This window comes from Methylobacterium nigriterrae (genome assembly GCF_037106235.1).
In the GTDB taxonomy this organism is placed as follows: domain Bacteria; phylum Pseudomonadota; class Alphaproteobacteria; order Rhizobiales; family Beijerinckiaceae; genus Methylobacterium; species Methylobacterium nigriterrae.
Genome location: NZ_JBAWTG010000028.1, coordinates 1 through 14,191 on the forward strand (window position 1 = coordinate 1; position 14,191 = coordinate 14,191).

General features: G+C 70.3%; 16 protein-coding genes. 5 read left to right on the forward strand and 11 right to left on the reverse strand.

Going from position 1 to position 14,191, the window contains the following annotated elements; genetic code table 11:
* The first annotated feature begins 849 nt into the window (after positions 1–849).
* A complete protein-coding gene (locus tag WDW90_RS16110) occupies positions 850–1,755 on the forward strand; it encodes an outer membrane protein (protein WP_336488481.1) in 906 nt (301 codons plus the stop codon).
* Between the two features lie 112 nt (positions 1,756–1,867).
* On the opposite strand, the gene WDW90_RS16115 is transcribed toward WDW90_RS16110, so the two are convergent.
* From WDW90_RS16115 to cyoA, 5 genes are all read right to left on the reverse strand, one after another.
* A complete protein-coding gene (locus tag WDW90_RS16115; protein ID WP_431311051.1) occupies positions 1,868–2,623 on the reverse strand; it encodes an SURF1 family protein in 756 nt (251 codons plus the stop codon).
* Between the two features lie 66 nt (positions 2,624–2,689).
* Positions 2,690–3,097 carry a cytochrome o ubiquinol oxidase subunit IV gene (gene cyoD / locus WDW90_RS16120; RefSeq protein ID WP_336488417.1) on the reverse strand — a complete coding sequence of 136 codons (408 nt, stop codon included), beginning with the start codon at positions 3,095–3,097 and terminating at the stop codon, positions 2,690–2,692.
* A complete protein-coding gene (gene cyoC, locus WDW90_RS16125; protein ID WP_336488418.1) occupies positions 3,094–3,720 on the reverse strand; it encodes a cytochrome o ubiquinol oxidase subunit III in 627 nt (208 codons plus the stop codon). Before cyoC ends, cyoD begins: the two co-directional genes overlap by 4 nt.
* A gap of 5 nt (positions 3,721–3,725) precedes the next feature.
* Positions 3,726–5,729: a cytochrome o ubiquinol oxidase subunit I gene (gene cyoB, locus WDW90_RS16130; RefSeq protein WP_336488419.1), complete on the reverse strand. Its 2,004-nt coding sequence runs from the start codon at positions 5,727–5,729 to the stop codon at positions 3,726–3,728.
* Between the two features lie 45 nt (positions 5,730–5,774).
* On the reverse strand, positions 5,775–6,941 hold the full coding sequence (gene cyoA / locus WDW90_RS16135) for a ubiquinol oxidase subunit II (RefSeq protein ID WP_336488420.1): 1,167 nt from the start codon (positions 6,939–6,941) through the stop codon (positions 5,775–5,777).
* A gap of 348 nt (positions 6,942–7,289) precedes the next feature.
* On the opposite strand from cyoA, the gene WDW90_RS16140 reads away from it, so the two are divergent.
* Both WDW90_RS16140 and bla read left to right on the forward strand, forming a co-directional pair.
* On the forward strand, positions 7,290–8,624 hold the full coding sequence (locus tag WDW90_RS16140; RefSeq protein ID WP_336488421.1) for an MFS transporter: 1,335 nt from the start codon (positions 7,290–7,292) through the stop codon (positions 8,622–8,624).
* 70 nt (positions 8,625–8,694) lie between these two features.
* Positions 8,695–9,741, forward strand: a complete 1,047-nt coding sequence (gene bla / locus WDW90_RS16145) for a class A beta-lactamase (RefSeq protein ID WP_431311052.1) — start codon at positions 8,695–8,697, stop codon at positions 9,739–9,741.
* A 423-nt stretch (positions 9,742–10,164) separates the two neighbouring features.
* Here the strand turns inward: bla and WDW90_RS16155 are convergent, their stop codons facing one another.
* The 6 genes from WDW90_RS16155 to WDW90_RS16180 form a co-directional block, all read right to left on the reverse strand.
* On the reverse strand, positions 10,165–10,407 hold the full coding sequence (locus WDW90_RS16155; protein WP_336488423.1) for a hypothetical protein: 243 nt from the start codon (positions 10,405–10,407) through the stop codon (positions 10,165–10,167).
* Positions 10,408–10,702: 295 nt separating this feature from the next.
* Positions 10,703–10,930, reverse strand: coding sequence for a hypothetical protein (locus WDW90_RS16160; protein WP_336488424.1), 228 nt, complete (start codon positions 10,928–10,930; stop codon positions 10,703–10,705).
* Positions 10,930–11,112 (reverse strand): hypothetical protein, encoded by a 183-nt coding sequence (locus WDW90_RS16165; RefSeq protein ID WP_336488425.1) that lies wholly within the window; start codon positions 11,110–11,112, stop codon positions 10,930–10,932. The genes WDW90_RS16160 and WDW90_RS16165 overlap by 1 nt, the downstream gene beginning before the upstream one ends.
* A gap of 168 nt (positions 11,113–11,280) precedes the next feature.
* Positions 11,281–11,496 carry a hypothetical protein gene (locus tag WDW90_RS16170; protein WP_336488426.1) on the reverse strand — a complete coding sequence of 72 codons (216 nt, stop codon included), beginning with the start codon at positions 11,494–11,496 and terminating at the stop codon, positions 11,281–11,283.
* 127 nt (positions 11,497–11,623) lie between these two features.
* A complete protein-coding gene (locus WDW90_RS16175; protein WP_336488427.1) occupies positions 11,624–12,040 on the reverse strand; it encodes a response regulator in 417 nt (138 codons plus the stop codon).
* A 386-nt stretch (positions 12,041–12,426) separates the two neighbouring features.
* Positions 12,427–12,903: a CYTH domain-containing protein gene (locus WDW90_RS16180; RefSeq protein WP_336488428.1), complete on the reverse strand. Its 477-nt coding sequence runs from the start codon at positions 12,901–12,903 to the stop codon at positions 12,427–12,429.
* Positions 12,904–13,217: 314 nt separating this feature from the next.
* Between WDW90_RS16180 and WDW90_RS16185 the strand changes: the two genes are divergently transcribed.
* Positions 13,218–13,484: a hypothetical protein gene (locus WDW90_RS16185; protein WP_336488429.1), complete on the forward strand. Its 267-nt coding sequence runs from the start codon at positions 13,218–13,220 to the stop codon at positions 13,482–13,484.
* A 76-nt stretch (positions 13,485–13,560) separates the two neighbouring features.
* Positions 13,561–13,935: a hypothetical protein gene (locus WDW90_RS16190; RefSeq protein WP_336488430.1), complete on the forward strand. Its 375-nt coding sequence runs from the start codon at positions 13,561–13,563 to the stop codon at positions 13,933–13,935.
* Positions 13,936–14,191: the final 256 nt, after the last annotated feature.

The following is a 14,191-nucleotide window of genomic DNA, read 5'->3' on the forward strand; positions in this document are numbered from 1 at the left end:
ACGCCCCAGATCCCAGACAACCCTAAAGCCGCCCAAAACCCAAAGCCGCAAGGACAACAGCCGTCCACGCTTCTCTTCCTCAGATTCAGTTGTCAAAGAACAACGGCCCCGACACCCGCCGGAACCACCCCGAAGACGACAGACCCGCCCGGCTCGCGCCGGACCCAAAGCCCGCCATCTGTCAGGAAAACCACCCCGCCAGCCGCCGGTCTCCCGGGGCCCGCCGCGGCGGTGGAGGGCGTCTAAGCCCCCGCCCCTCCCCTGTCAACCCCGGGACCCGGCAGCGCCGAAACCCGGAACCCGACACCCGACCGAACCCGAAGGCCCGAACCAGGAGACAGGCCAAACGACAGAGCATCCGGCTCGCACCGGATCCTCTCCGCTCATCCTGTCCCGGGAAGTGCACCGACACGCCAGACCAAAACCCGCGGCCAGCCGTCGATGAGCCGGATATAGACACGCAACCCTAAACCGTCAACCCGGAACGCGAGGCTCGGCGACCGCGGTGTCCGCGGCTCCCGCTCGGTGCCGGGACTGGTGTGGCCGACGCCGCGGCATTTGTCGCATCCGAGTCGACTGCTAGTATTGATGTAGCTCCGGCGTACGATATCGCACCGGATTACGAAGTTATATGGTACACTTTCCTACATTACCGGTAGTTTAGTTGTTTGTTAATGTGGCAGGGGAACAACATGGCTGGGTAAAGGCGTGCATTCTGGCGGAAATTCGCGAGATAGTCGGTCTGAAGCGATGTTTGTTGTTCGCGCGCACTAGGAGTTCTTCTCGCGGCGTGGTCCTTTAATAGCCTCAACGCCCCGCTGGGTCTCACAAGGGAATATAAAAGGTATGATCAAAAGACTTCTGCTCGCGAGCGGCGCGACGGCGCTCCTCTGCGGAGCTGCCGCCGCGGCGGATCTGCCGAAGCGCGAACCGCCGCCGATCTTCACGCCAGTGCCGGTCTTCACCTGGACGGGCTTCTACGCCGGCTTCAACGCGGGCTACGGATTCGACACCCGCAGCAACCAGGCCGCGACCGTGATCGGCGTGCCCGCGGGGCCGACGCCGGCCACCAGCGTCTTCCTCACAGGCGCCGGCGCGCCGGCCGCCGGCGTCCTCGCTTTCGGGGGCGGCCGCTCCCTCGACGGTTTCACGGGTGGCGGCCAGATCGGCTACAACTACCAGTTCACGCCGGGCTCTGGCTTCGTGATCGGCCTCGAGGCCGACGCGCAGTACGTGGATTTCGGGCGCGACCGCAACCGCTTCGCCTTCGCCACGGTGCCCGGCGGCGGCATCAACCCGGGCGTCCTGGCCTTCAACCCGAGCGGGCTGTCGGGCCTCGACTATTTCGGCACGGTGCGCGGCCGCCTCGGCTACGCCTTCGACCGGACCTTGTTCTACGGCACCGGCGGCTTCGCCTACGGCTCGGGCGGCGGCCGCCAGTTCGGCCTGCCCAACGGCTCGACCGACAACTTCCAGACCGGCTGGGCAGCCGGCGGCGGCATCGAGTACGCGCTCGCCAACGATTCCTTCCTGAACTTCTTCCGCGCCTCGGCGGTGACGTTCCGGGTGGAGGGCCTGTACGTGAACCTCGACCGCGGCAACCGCAACAACGGCGCCTTCGCGGTCACCCCGAACGGCACGGTGGTGGGCATCCTCTCGCCCGGCATCACGGTGTTCCAGGGTGGCGTGTTCCGCCGCGACATCGAGTTCGCGGTGGTGCGCGCCGGCGTCAACTACAAGTTCGGCTCCTACTGAGCGGGAGGCCGCAAACCTTTGGCCTAAGTGTCCCCAGCTCCCGATCAAACTGGCCGCTTAGCCAAACGGCGCCCCGGGGTCGCACCCCGGGGCGTTGCCGTCTTGGGCCCCGTCACGAACGCGCGCGCGCCCAGGCGTCGCGGAACAGCAAGGCGGCGCCGCCCGCCGCCATCAGGGCGAGCGCGAACCAGGTGAGCGCGTAGACGAGATGGTCGTTGCGGAAGGCGACGACCGTGAGCCCGCCGACCGGCAGGCCGCCCGGGTTGGGCGCCGCGTCGGCGTCGATGAAATAGGGCGCGACCGTCCCGAGGCCGCGGGCCGCCGCGATCGCCGCGACGTCGCGCGAGGTCCAGCGGTTCGCGGCGGGGTCGTTGGCGCGCAGGAAGGCCCCGTGCGGCTCGCTGATGCGCAGGAGCCCGGTGACCGTGGCCTCGCCCGCGACCTCCCCTGCCCTGCGTGTCTCCGCGTCGCGCCTGTCGGCCGGCACGAAGCCGCGGTTGACGAGCACGGTGCCGTCGGGCGTGCGCAGGGGCGTGATCACCCAGAAGCCGCCGCCGAGCTCGGTCACGGCCTGAACCAGGGTCTCGCTCTCGTGCAGGAAGGTGCCGCGGGCCCGCACGCGCCGGTAGGCGTCCTCCGGCGAGATCCGCGGCCAGGCGGCCGGTCCCGGCGCGGGCGCCGGCGCGGCGTGGATGCGGGATTCGACGCGGGCGATCAGGTCGAGCTTCCAGGCCCGGCGCTCGATCTGCCAGGTCCCCAGGCCGACGAGGCCCAGGACGGCGAGGAGCGCCGCAAGGCCGATCAGCGCGAGCGTCGCGGGGGAGCGGCGCGGGGCGCCGGGTCTCGGATCCGGTCCGGAATCGCTCACGGGGTCTCGTCGGCCTCCGATCGGCCGGAGCAGCCCGATCGCGGCTCCGGCCGGTTCTCCCGCGGCCTACCGGGCGGGCGCGGCGGGGATGTGGCTGTGCATGTCGTGGTGCGACATCGGCATCATGTTGGTGTTGAGATGGTACATCACCCAGAGCGAGCCGATCAGCGTGATCACCACCAGCGTCAGGGTGAAGATCAGCGCCAGGATGTTCCAGCCGCCCTCCGACTTCGTGTTCATGTGCAGGAAGCAGATCATGTGGACCACGACCTGCACCACCGCGAAGGCCATGATCACGAGGCCGGTGGTGCGGCTATCGCCGATCACGTCGGCCATGACGAGCCAGAACGGGATCGCCGTCAGGATCACCGACAGCACGAAGCCCGTCATGTAGCCGCGGAAGGTGGCGTGGCTCTCCGGATCCCCGTGCCCGTGGTGCGCGTCGTGGTGAGCGGTCTGCGCGCTCGCGCTCATTGCAGGACTCCCATCAGGTACACGAAGGTGAAGACGCCGATCCAGATCACGTCGAGGAAGTGCCAGAACATCGACAGGCACAGGAGCCGGCGCCGGTTCTCGACGATCAGCCCGCGCCCGCGCACCTGCACCATCAGCACGACGAGCCAGAGGATGCCGAGGCTGACGTGCAGGCCGTGCGTGCCGACCAGCGCGAAGAAGGCCGACAGGAAGCCGCTGCGCTGCGGGCCCGCGCCCTCGTGGATCAGGTGGGCGAACTCGTAGAGCTCGATCCCCACGAAGCCGAGGCCGAACAGACCCGTCACCGCGAGCCAGCCGAGCGTCACGGCCTGCCGGCTGCGCTCCATCTCCAGCATCGCGAAGCCGTAGGTGATGGAGGAGAGAAGCAGCATCGACGTGTTCACGGCGACAAGCGGCAGCTCGAACAGGTCCTTCGGCGAGGGGCCGGCCGCATAGTTCCGGCCGAGCACCGCGTAGGTGGCGAACAGGACCGCGAAGATGAGGCAGTCGCTCATCAGGTACATCCAGAAGCCCAGCATCGTGCTGCCTTCCGGGTGGTGCTCCTCGACGTGGAACGCCGGGGCCTCGGCGAGGCCCTGAATCGTCGATGCGTGCGTCGTCATGCTGATCAGGCCCGTCCGGAGAGCAGTGCGGTCCGCCGGCCCTCGGCCCGGACGACCGCGTCGGCCGGGATGTAGAAGTCGCGGTCGTAGTTGAAGGTGTGGCCGATCGCGACCGCGAGCATCGCCGCGAAGCCGAGGGCCGCCAGCCACCAGATGTACCAGATCATCGCGAAGGAGAAGACGATGCTGAGCGCGCCCAGGATGGCGCCCGTGCCGGTGTTCTTCGGCATGTGGATCGCCCTGAAGCCCTGGAGCGGGCGGCTGTAGCCGCGGCGCTTCATGTCCCACCAGGCGTCGCCGTCATGGATCACGGGCGTGAAGGCGAAGTTGTACTCGGGCGGCGGCGAGGCGGTGGACCATTCGAGCGTCCGCCCGTTCCACGGATCGCCCGTCAGGTCGCGCAGCTCCTCGCGCCTCAGGTAGCTCACGACGAGCTGGACCGCGAAGGAGGCGATGCCGAGCAGGATCAGGACGGCGCCGAGGGCCGCGATCACGAACCAGATCTGAAGCGAGGGATCGTCGAAGTGGTTGAGCCGGCGCGTCACGCCCATGAGCCCCAGCACGTAGAGCGGCATGAAGGCGAACCAGAAACCGGTGAGCCAGAACCAGAACGACAGCTTCCCCCAGAACGGGTCGAGCCGGTAGCCGAAGGCCTTGGGGAACCAGTAGGTGATGCCGGCAAGCATCCCGAAGAGCACGCCGCCGATGATCACGTTGTGAAAATGCGCGATCAGGAACAGCGAGTTGTGCAGGACGAAGTCGGCCGGCGGCACCGCGAGCAGCACGCCGGTCATGCCGCCGATGACGAAGGTCACCATGAAGCCGACCGTCCACAGCATCGGCACCTCGAACCGGATGCGGCCGCGGTACATCGTGAACAGCCAGTTGAAGATCTTGGCGCCCGTCGGGATCGAGATGATCATCGTCGTGATCCCGAAGAACGAGTTCACGCTCGCGCCCGAGCCCATCGTGAAGAAGTGGTGCAGCCAGACGAGGTAGGACAGGATCGTGATGACGACGGTGGCGTAGACCATCGAGGCGTAGCCGAACAGGCGCTTGCCCGAATAGGTCGAGACGATCTCCGAGAAGATGCCGAAGGCCGGCAGGATCAGGATGTAGACCTCCGGGTGGCCCCAGATCCAGATGAGGTTCACGTACATCATCGGGTTGCCGCCGAGGTCGTTCGAGAAGAAGTGCGTGCCGACGTAGCGGTCGAGCGACAGCATCGCGAGGACGGCGGTGAGGATCGGGAAGGCGGCGACGATGAGCACGTTGGTGCAGAGCGCCGTCCAGGTGAAGACCGGCATCTTCATCATGCTCATGCCGGGCGCCCGCATCTTCACGATGGTGGCGATGAGGTTGATGCCCGACAGCAGCGTGCCGATGCCGGCGATCTGGAGCGCCCAGATGTAGTAGTCGACGCCGACCCCCGGGCTCGCGGCCGGGCCCGACAGCGGCGGGTAGGCGAGCCAGCCGGTGCGGGCGAACTCGCCGACGAAGAGCGAGGCCATCACGGTCACGGCGCCGCTCACCGTCATCCAGAAGCTGAAGTTGTTGAGGAACGGGAAGGCGACGTCGCGGGCGCCGATCTGCAGCGGCACCACGAAGTTCATCAGGCCCGTCACCAGCGGCATCGCCACGAAGAAGATCATGATCACGCCGTGGGCGGTGAAGATCTGGTCGTAGTGATGGGGCGGCAGGTAGCCCTCGTTCGCCCCGAAGGCGATCGCCTGCTGGGCGCGCATCATCAGCGCGTCGGCGAAGCCCCGCAGCAGCATGATCAGCGCCAGGACGATGTACATGATGCCGATCTTCTTGTGATCGACGCTCGTCACCCAGTCGCGCCAGAGGGGTCCCCAGAGGCGGAAATACGTGATCGCGCCGAGCATCGCGGCGCCGCCGACGGCGACCGCGATGAAGGTCAGGACGAGGATCGGCTCGTGATAGGGGATCGCCTCGAGCGTGAGGCGCCCGAAGATCAGCGTCCGGAGGTCCAGGTTGGAGAACATCGGTCTCGCTCGTGTCGGCAGGAGCGGCGGCGGGGTCGCGCCGGCTCAGTGATTCATCTGTGCGGGGGCAGGACCGCCGTGCTGGTGGGCCGGCTCGGAATGGCCCTGGTGCGCGTCGGGGGCCTCGCCCGGCTCCCTGACCTCGGGGCCGGCGGCGTCGGGCTTCATGCCCTCGGGCTGCACGTCGCCCCTGGCGGGGCGGCCGGAGGCCGGGACGGTGGCGGCCTCCCCCTCGTGCCCGCCCCGCGCGTGGCGGTTGTCGTATTCGAGCCGCTCGCGGTTCGCGTGGCTCTCCTTGCCGGCGCCGCCTTGCGCGTCGATGTGCATCATCTCGCTCATGCACATCTTGCCCGGCACGGCGCACATGTTCAGGATCGCGTCGTAGAGGCCGCCATCGACCGAGGCGAAGTACTGCACGGGCTCCTGCTCGCTCGGCTTCTCGAGCTTCAGGTACGCCTCGCGGCTGAGCGCCTTGCCCTCGGCCCTGGCCTTGGCGACCCATCGGTCGAAGCCCGCCTGGTCGAGGCCGTGGAACTTGAAGGTCATCCGCGAGAAGCCGGAGCCGCTGTAGTTCGCCGAGAAGCCCTCGTAGACGCCCGCCCTGTTGATCACGGCGTGCAGCTTCGTCTGCATGCCGGGCATGGAGTAGATCTGACCCGCGAGCGCCGGGATGTAGAACGAGTTCATGATCGACGCCGAGGTGATCTTGAAGGTGATCGGCACGTCCACCGGCGCGGCGAGCTCGTTCACGGTCGCGATGCCGAGCTCGGGGTAGAAGAACAGCCACTTCCAGTCGAGCGACACGACCTCGACGGTGAGCGGCCTGACGCCCGCCGGCAGCGGCCGGCTCGCGTCGATGCGCGAGAGCGGCCGGAAGGGATCGAGCGTGTGGGTGCTGATCCAGGTGAGCGCGCCGAGCGCGATGATGATGGCGAGCGGGGCCGCCCAGATCACCACCTCGAGCTGCGTCGAGTGGTGCCAGTCCGGGTCGTAGGTGGCCCGCGTGTTCGAGGCACGGTAGCGCCAGGCGAAGAGCAGCGTCAGCGCGATCACCGGCACGATGATGAGGAGCATCAGGCCCGTGGAGGCGACGACGAGGTCGCGCTGCCGGGCCGCGATGTCGCCGGAGGGCTGCATCACCACCATGTTGCAGCCGGCGAGCAGGCCGAGCACGGGCACGAGGGCGAGTCCGCGAAGAAGTCTGAGACGCATCGGATCAATCGACGAGGGGCCGGGAGCGGCGTGCCCGTGCTGACCGTAGACGGCTCGCATCCGGGAATCGCGCGGCTTTACTGCGCTGCAACAAGCCGATAGGGCAAGTGCGCCGATGTCTCACCCGGGGGCTCGGCAAGCATAGCAGGGTTGAGCCTACAGGATATGTCGCCGGTTCGTGCCCGGGATATGTCGCGATCATCTGATCGCGCGTGCCGCTCGCGTCACGACGTCTCGCGCGGCGATGCTTTCCGGCCGGGTGAGCCTGCGCCATAATTCCGGTGACGGGACGGCCCGGCCGCGCCGGCGCCGTCGACACCATCGCCCCAGTAAAGCGAATCACCGACGATGAGCTCAGACTACGCCCTCCCCTCCTCCGCGCCGCTCGAGCGCGACGCGCGGCTCGTCTCGACCGACCACAAGGTCGCTCCGAGCGAGATCGCCGTGGGCGTCATCATCGGTCGCACCTCCGAGTTCTTCGACTTCTTCGTCTTCGGCATCGCCTCGGTGCTGATCTTTCCGAAGGTGTTCTTTCCCTTCGCCGAGCCGCTGACGGCGACGCTCTACGCCTTCGGGATCTTCGCCCTCGCCTTCGTGGCCCGGCCGGTCGGCTCGGTGCTCTTCATGGAGATCGACCGGCGCCATGGCCGCGGCGTCAAGCTGACGATCGCGCTGTTCCTCCTCGGCGGCTCCACGGCGGCGATCAGCTTCCTGCCGGGCTACGACCATCTCGGCCGCACCGCGATCCTGCTGCTGGCCGCCTTCCGGATCGGGCAGGGCCTCGCGCTCGGCGGCGCCTGGGACGGCCTCGCCTCGCTCCTCGCCCTCAACGCGCCCGAGAACCGGCGCGGCTGGTACGCGGCGATGCCCCAGCTCGGCGCGCCGCTCGGCTTCATGCTGGCCAGCGCCCTGTTCTCGTTCTTCCTGGCCAACCTCACGCCGGAGGACTTCCTCGACTGGGGCTGGCGCTACCCGTTCTACGTCGCCTTCGCGATCAACGTCGTCGCCCTGTTCGCGCGCCTGCGGCTCGTGGCGACCGACGAGTTCGTGAACCTGCTGCAGAAACGTGAGCTCGAGCCGGTGCCGGTCCACGAGCTCCTGCGCGCGCACGGGCGCCACGTCCTCATCGGCGCCTTCGTGCCGCTGGCGAGCTTCGCGCTCTTCCACCTCGTCACCATCTTCCCGATCAGCTGGATCACCCTGTTCACCGAGCGCTCGGCGGGCGAGTTCCTGATGGTGCAGTTCGCGGGCGCCACCATCGCGTGCGGCGCGATCCTGGCCTCGGGCCTGATGGCGGACCAGATCGGCCGCCGCACCATGCTGGCGATCTGCGCCGGCCTGATCGCGCTCTTCGCGCTCGGCAGCATCCTGGCCCCGATCCTGTTCGGCGACAGCATGGCCGGGCAGACGGTCTACGTCGTCGTGGGCTTCGGCCTCCTCGGCCTGTCCTACGGGCAGACCGCCGGCGCGGTCTCGTCGAACTTCGGCGCCCGCTACCGCTACACCGGCTCGGCGCTGAGCTCCGACCTCGCCTGGGTGCTCGGCGCCGGCTTCGCGCCCCTCGTGGTGCTCAGCCTGTCGAGCCGCTACGGGCTCGCCTGCGTCGGCCTCTACCTGCTCTCGGGCGCCGTCGCGACGCTCCTGGCGCTCGGCCTCAACAAGCTCGAGATGCGCGACGCCTGATCGGCAGGCGGGCAACGGCCCCCGTTCCCCGCGCGGGAGAGCTTGGCGCGTCCAGCCAGGGGAGATCGGCATGCTCACGCGGCGACGGCTGATGGTCTCGATCGGCGGGGCGCTGGCGGTGGGGCCTGGGCCGGCAGGCGCGGCGGCGCCGGACGATCTCGCCCGGCGCTTCGCCGCGATCGAGGGCCGCAGCGGCGGGCGCCTCGGCGTCGCGGTCCTCGACCTGCGCACGGGCGCCGGGGCGGGATACCGCCCCGACGAGCGCTTCCCGATGTGCAGCACCTTCAAGCTCCTGGCCGCCGCCGCCGTGCTGGCGCAGGTCGACGCCGGCCGGGAGGCCCTGGAGCGGCGCGTTGCCTACGGCGCCGCCGATCTCGTCGAGTACTCGCCCGTCACGAAGGCCCGGCTCGGGGAAGGCGCCATGCCGCTCGCCGATCTCTGCGAGGCGGCGCTGACGCTCAGCGACAACACCGCCGGCAACCTGCTCCTCGCGGCGATCGGCGGCCCGGCCGGCCTGACGGACTATGCCCGCTCCCTCGGCGATATGTGGACCCGCCTGGACCGGGTCGAGCCCGACCTCAACGAGGCGCGCCCGGACGACCCGCGCGACACCACGACCCCGGCCGCGATGCTCGCCGACCTGCGCCGGCTCGTCCTCGGCGACGCCCTCGCGCCGGCCTCGCGCGAGCGGCTGGCGGGCTGGCTCTCCGCCAACAGGACGGGGGGCAGCCGGCTGCGGGCGCGGCTGCCCGCGGGCTGGCGGGTCGGGGACAAGACCGGATCGGGCGATCGCGGCACCGCGAACGACGTCGGGATCCTGTGGCCGCCGGCCGGCGAGCCGATCCTGGTCGCGGCCTTCCTCACCGGCACGGATGCGCCGGCCGAGGCCCGCAGCGCGACGCTCGCGGCGGTCGGCGAGGCCGTCGCGACGCTGCCGCTGACCGCTCAGGCCGGCAGGGCCTCGGCGAGGCCGAACATCTCCCGCAGGGCCGGCAGCACGTGGTGGCGCACGAGCGGCGAGAGGTCGTCGGACTGCGCGGTCAGCGGCTCCCAGCGGAGCGCGTCGAGATTGCCGAGCGGCATCCAGGGATCCGCCTCGTCGAGGGCGCCCGCGTAGACGGTCGCCTCGATCAGCGTCTCCGGGTGAGCCACCGAGGCCGCCGTGAAGATCCCCAGCAGATCGAAGTCGTAGGAGACCACGGGCACGCCGAGCGCGTCCGCCACGTCGTGGACCACGCTCAGGCTGGTGCTCTCGCCCCGGCGGATCGCGCCGCCCGGCAACACGAATCTGTCCGTGCCGCGCTTGCGCACGAGCAGGACGCGGTCGTCGCGCAGCAGCGCGAGACCCGCGACGGCCTTGATGGAGACGGGGGACGAGGGGCTCGGTCGGCCCGGATGTGCGGACATGGTCTCACGCGGATAGCGGGTACGTGCGGATCCGGGAGATGTGTGTTCGCCCGCACGCCCGTCCAAGACCCTTCTCGAAGGCCCCCTCGAAGACCCTTGCGCGGGAGCCTCGCGAGGCCCCGCGCGGGCGCGGTCAGCCGGGCGAGCGCGGGACCATCGAGGCCAGGGCCGAGATGCCCTCCTGCAGGGCGGCGCCCGTCGCGGCCGCGCTCTCCGGGTGGAGCGCCGAGACGGCGACATGCATGCCGAGCACGGGAATGAAGACGAGCGCCATCATGAAGACGATCACCGCGATGCTGCGGTCGGGCGCCGCGGCGGCCTTCGCGGTGGTCTTGGCACGCCGCTTGGCGCGCCGGGAAGTCAGGGTCAGGAGCATGGCTCACCTCGTTCGACCGGCCGCCAGGGCCGGTCGCGGGCGAGCCGGATCACACGATCAGGCGCGGCTCACGCGGTCGGCCGAGGGCGGCACGGTCCGTCGACTACTGTCGTCGGGCATGGAGTTCGTGGATTCCTGTGGGGCCGCGCGACCGGGCCGGGGCCCGGACGTGCGGATGACGGGCTGATGATACGGATGCCCGGGTTCGTCAACCCTTAACGTCCGGCCTGTGGACGGGCGGCTCGGGCAGCACGGGGCGGCCGGGCGCCGCCCGCCCCGGCGCGGCGGCTACGGCTCAGTGGGACCGATCGGTGCGGTCGGGCGCGCGGCCCTCGCCGCTGTGGGTGTGGTGGCTGTCGCGCTCGCCGCCGCCGCCCGAGACGTGCGACTTCGAATCGTTGGTCGGGCTGCCCGGGGCGGGCCCGCGAGGCTCGGCCTGGGCGGGCTTCGACGCGTCCTGGTGGCTGCTGCCCGGGCCGCCATGGTGCCGGTCGGCGGCGGGACTCTTCTGCGAGGTGCTCATCACCGATCCTGCTGGTAGCCCTGATGCGTCGTGTTCACCTTCGCGTTCCCGGCCTGCCCGATCTTGTCCGGATCCTTGGTCTGGGCGTTCGCCGAGCCCGACGCGGCCGGCGCGGGCTGGGCGCTGCCCGGTCCCTTGTCGGAGCGGTTGGCGGGTGGGACGGGAGGGGGCTTCGTGGTCATGTATCCTCCGGTTGCATTGTGTGAGGCCAACTCAAGGGAGGTTGCTCTGTTCCGTACCGACGCCGAACGGATCTATGCAACCTTCAGTAGGTGGCGACGGGCGCCGTGAAGGCTTCGCCGCCGCGGCCCGTCCCGCATTGCCGGACAGACGCCGATCGGTCCCCGGCCTCACGGGCTCTCGTTCAGGCTCTGCAGGATCGACTGATAGGCACGCGCGACCGTGAGCGTGCACTCGACCTCGCGCAGCAAGCGCTCGGCGAGCACCGTGCAGCGCGCGCTCTCGCTGAGCCGCGCGATCAGCCTGACCTGATCGCGCCGACGTTCCTCGGTTTCCGCGACGAGCCGGTTCACGGCATCGAGCGGCTCCTCCAGCGACCCGTTCATGGTCCGCGCCTCGCCCCCGGGGCGACCGACTTGAACCATCCAACGGAGCAGGCAGGAGAGCGATCCCGCTCGCCAAGCGGCCGTACCAATCGCACCCGGCCGGGGCCGGCGCCAGAGGCGGCGCCGCTCAGCCCGGCGCGGCTGCTGCCCGCTCGGCGGCGATCAGCACGTCGAGGGCCCGCCACGGCTTCGGGAGATAGGTGGCGGCGGCCGGCAGATGGTCGAGCCGGTCCCCCAGGCCGCCCGAGGTCACCACCACCTTGATCCAGGGCCAGCGCGTGCTCACCGCCCGCGCGAGGTCGACGCCGTCGATGAGGCAGGGCAGCCGCACGTCCGTGAAGACCAGCGCGATCTCCTCCGCATGCGCCCGCAGGTGCTGGAGCGCCTCCTCGCCGCTATCCGCCTCGATGACCTGCAGGTCGGTTTCCTCCAGTACGGCAGCGGCAAGATCGCGGAGGTTGCGGTCGTCCTCGACCACGAGCGCCGCGCGGCACGATCGGGCGGCTCGGTCTCCGGCGGGGTGACCCATCGCGGCTTGACCCATTCACGTCTCCTCCGGTGAGCGCGCCGCGTCGGCGTGAGGCCCGCTCCCGAACAGGCTTGCATCCCGGGCGCTTCTGATGGTGCGGATGGCCGAGACCGGCCACCCGTGGAAGTCGGGCGGGCTCCGTCGCCGGCCGGACCGGGGCCCGGACAACCGGGCCCGGCCGCCGAGGCCGGGCCGACCCTGCGGGCCGCCGGCCCGATGCGGGCGCCCGGCTGCCCGAGGTCGATTCTGTACAAACTGCGGCAAACTGTCATCAGTTCAACCACAGATGGAAAAATTCGCGCCACGCTCCGCCGGTGCCGCGCCGCGGGCGACCCCGCTCGGAAACCAGGCGTTCGCCGAGTTCCGGACGTCCGGAGAACGAGCCGCGCGGGCGGCCGCGCTCAGGCCGCGCGCCGGCGCGGATATCCCTTGCGCCCGGCCAGGCGGGAATTGCGGTAGCGCGGATCCTGCGTCACCTCGCGCCGCACCCAGGGCGGCAAGGGCACGGGCTGGTCCTCCCGCTCGAGTTCGACCTCGGCCAGGATCAGGCCGGCGAGCGCCCCGTCGAACACGTCGACGTCCCAGGTCAGGCCCGCATGATCGATTCGGTAGCGCGTCTTCTCGAGGATGCGGTCGGGCGGAACGAGGCTGAACAGGAAGTCGGCGGTGGCGCGGGGCACCTCGCGTTCGTCCTCGGTCCGCATCGCGCCGACGCGCGGGCCCTTCCAGGTGAGGAAGGACCTCTCGCCCGCGATGCGGACCCGCAGCGTGCTCTCGTCGTCGGTGTGGAGGTAGCCCTGGCGGATGCGGATCCCGCTCCGGCAATGCCCCAGCACGGCCGGCGCGGTGAGGAACCTGCGCTCGATCTCAAGCTGCATCTGCCGCGCGATCCGTGGCGGGTCGTAGCCTCATGCGGGACACCTCCGCAGCGCGGGGCCGGGACGGACGGGACCATAGGCCCGGACGCCACCGCCGGCCAAGGCCCCTGCCCCGTCGACGGCGGGCGCTCCCCAACTAAGTCGGACGTGCGGAGTTGGTTGCCGGGAAGGGTAGCCACGCGCCGGGGCGCCTCCGGGCCCGGCGGAATCGGCCGGCTCCGAACCCTGCCCGATCGGCCGCGCATCGCCGAACCTTTGCCGCAGATGGCCGCGAGGCTGCGCGGCATCGACCATCACCCCGGAGCAGGACGCAGATGAGACACGCCATCACGATCGCGGCGGCCCTGGCGGCCCTGTCGGGCGCGGCTCTCGCGCAGGCCGCGCCCGAGTCCGGCAAGCCGACACCGGGCAAGCAGGCGCCGGGCAAGCCGACACCGGAATCGAGCCGTAGCCTCGACGAGGCGATGCCGGACGTCGATCCGGGCGTGCTCGCCCAGTGCCGGGACAGCGCCGCGACGAGAAACCTGAAGGGGTCCGCGCGCGATCAGTTCATCCGCGCCTGCATCGAGCCCGAGGATTGAGGCACCGTGCCCGGCGGCCGGAACCCGCCGCACCGCCGCGCGCGTTCCGCACGGTCCGCAAAAGGAGAGGATCGGCATGGACGCCAAGCTCGCAGACCATGTCCGTGCGGCCGCGGCCGACGCGCGCCGCCGCGCGATGGCCTATCCCGGCTCGGCCTCCGCGGACGAGCTTCCCTGGGCCGTCATCGCGGCCTTCGACGCGGAAGTCCGCGGCTACGTGGAGCGCGACCGCCGGATCGAGGACGAGCGGGACCGCGTGCTCATCGCGGCGGTCAAGCTCGCGGAAGCGCCGCCCGCTCCCGAGGGGGAGGATGCGAACCCGGCCCGCGGCCATCTCATCGACGCGATCGACTATCTCGAGCAGGCCGTCCTCCGGTTCGGCATCGTGAACTGGGAAGCCGCGAAGCGCGGCTTCGGCAGGCACGGCCAGCGCGTCGCGGCCAAGGCCTGAGGACGGGACCGGCTTTCCGCCGAACCGGCGGCCCGTTCGGCGCCCGGGCCGACCTTCGACGGTCATCCCGACCGTACGGACCGGTCCGCCGGCCGGGACCTCCGGGAGTGCGGGCGAAGCGCGCATCGCCGGGATCCGGCAGCAAATCTCCGGCCGGCCCGCATCGGCCGAACTATCTTGCAGCACTTCCGAAAGTGTGCAGCCTCAACCGTAAGGTTGAGCAAGGACCCCCGTCGCTTCGGCTGGCCTTCCGCGG

Coding starts and splice junctions, on each gene's coding strand:
- WDW90_RS16140 (WP_336488421.1), top strand. CDS start 7,290: ATGAGCTCAGACTACGCCCTCCCCTCCTCCGCGCCGCTCGAGCGCGAC.
- cyoD (WP_336488417.1), bottom strand. CDS start 3,097: ATGAGCGCGAGCGCGCAGACCGCTCACCACGACGCGCACCACGGGCAC.
- WDW90_RS16180 (WP_336488428.1), bottom strand. CDS start 12,903: ATGCAGCTTGAGATCGAGCGCAGGTTCCTCACCGCGCCGGCCGTGCTG.
- bla (WP_431311052.1), top strand. CDS start 8,695: ATGCTCACGCGGCGACGGCTGATGGTCTCGATCGGCGGGGCGCTGGCG.
- WDW90_RS16160 (WP_336488424.1), bottom strand. CDS start 10,930: ATGAGCACCTCGCAGAAGAGTCCCGCCGCCGACCGGCACCATGGCGGC.
- cyoA (WP_336488420.1), bottom strand. CDS start 6,941: ATGCGTCTCAGACTTCTTCGCGGACTCGCCCTCGTGCCCGTGCTCGGC.
- WDW90_RS16175 (WP_336488427.1), bottom strand. CDS start 12,040: ATGGGTCAAGCCGCGATGGGTCACCCCGCCGGAGACCGAGCCGCCCGA.
- WDW90_RS16155 (WP_336488423.1), bottom strand. CDS start 10,407: ATGCTCCTGACCCTGACTTCCCGGCGCGCCAAGCGGCGTGCCAAGACC.
- cyoB (WP_336488419.1), bottom strand. CDS start 5,729: ATGTTCTCCAACCTGGACCTCCGGACGCTGATCTTCGGGCGCCTCACG.
- cyoC (WP_336488418.1), bottom strand. CDS start 3,720: ATGACGACGCACGCATCGACGATTCAGGGCCTCGCCGAGGCCCCGGCG.
- WDW90_RS16185 (WP_336488429.1), top strand. CDS start 13,218: ATGAGACACGCCATCACGATCGCGGCGGCCCTGGCGGCCCTGTCGGGC.
- WDW90_RS16170 (WP_336488426.1), bottom strand. CDS start 11,496: ATGAACGGGTCGCTGGAGGAGCCGCTCGATGCCGTGAACCGGCTCGTC.
- WDW90_RS16165 (WP_336488425.1), bottom strand. CDS start 11,112: ATGACCACGAAGCCCCCTCCCGTCCCACCCGCCAACCGCTCCGACAAG.
- WDW90_RS16190 (WP_336488430.1), top strand. CDS start 13,561: ATGGACGCCAAGCTCGCAGACCATGTCCGTGCGGCCGCGGCCGACGCG.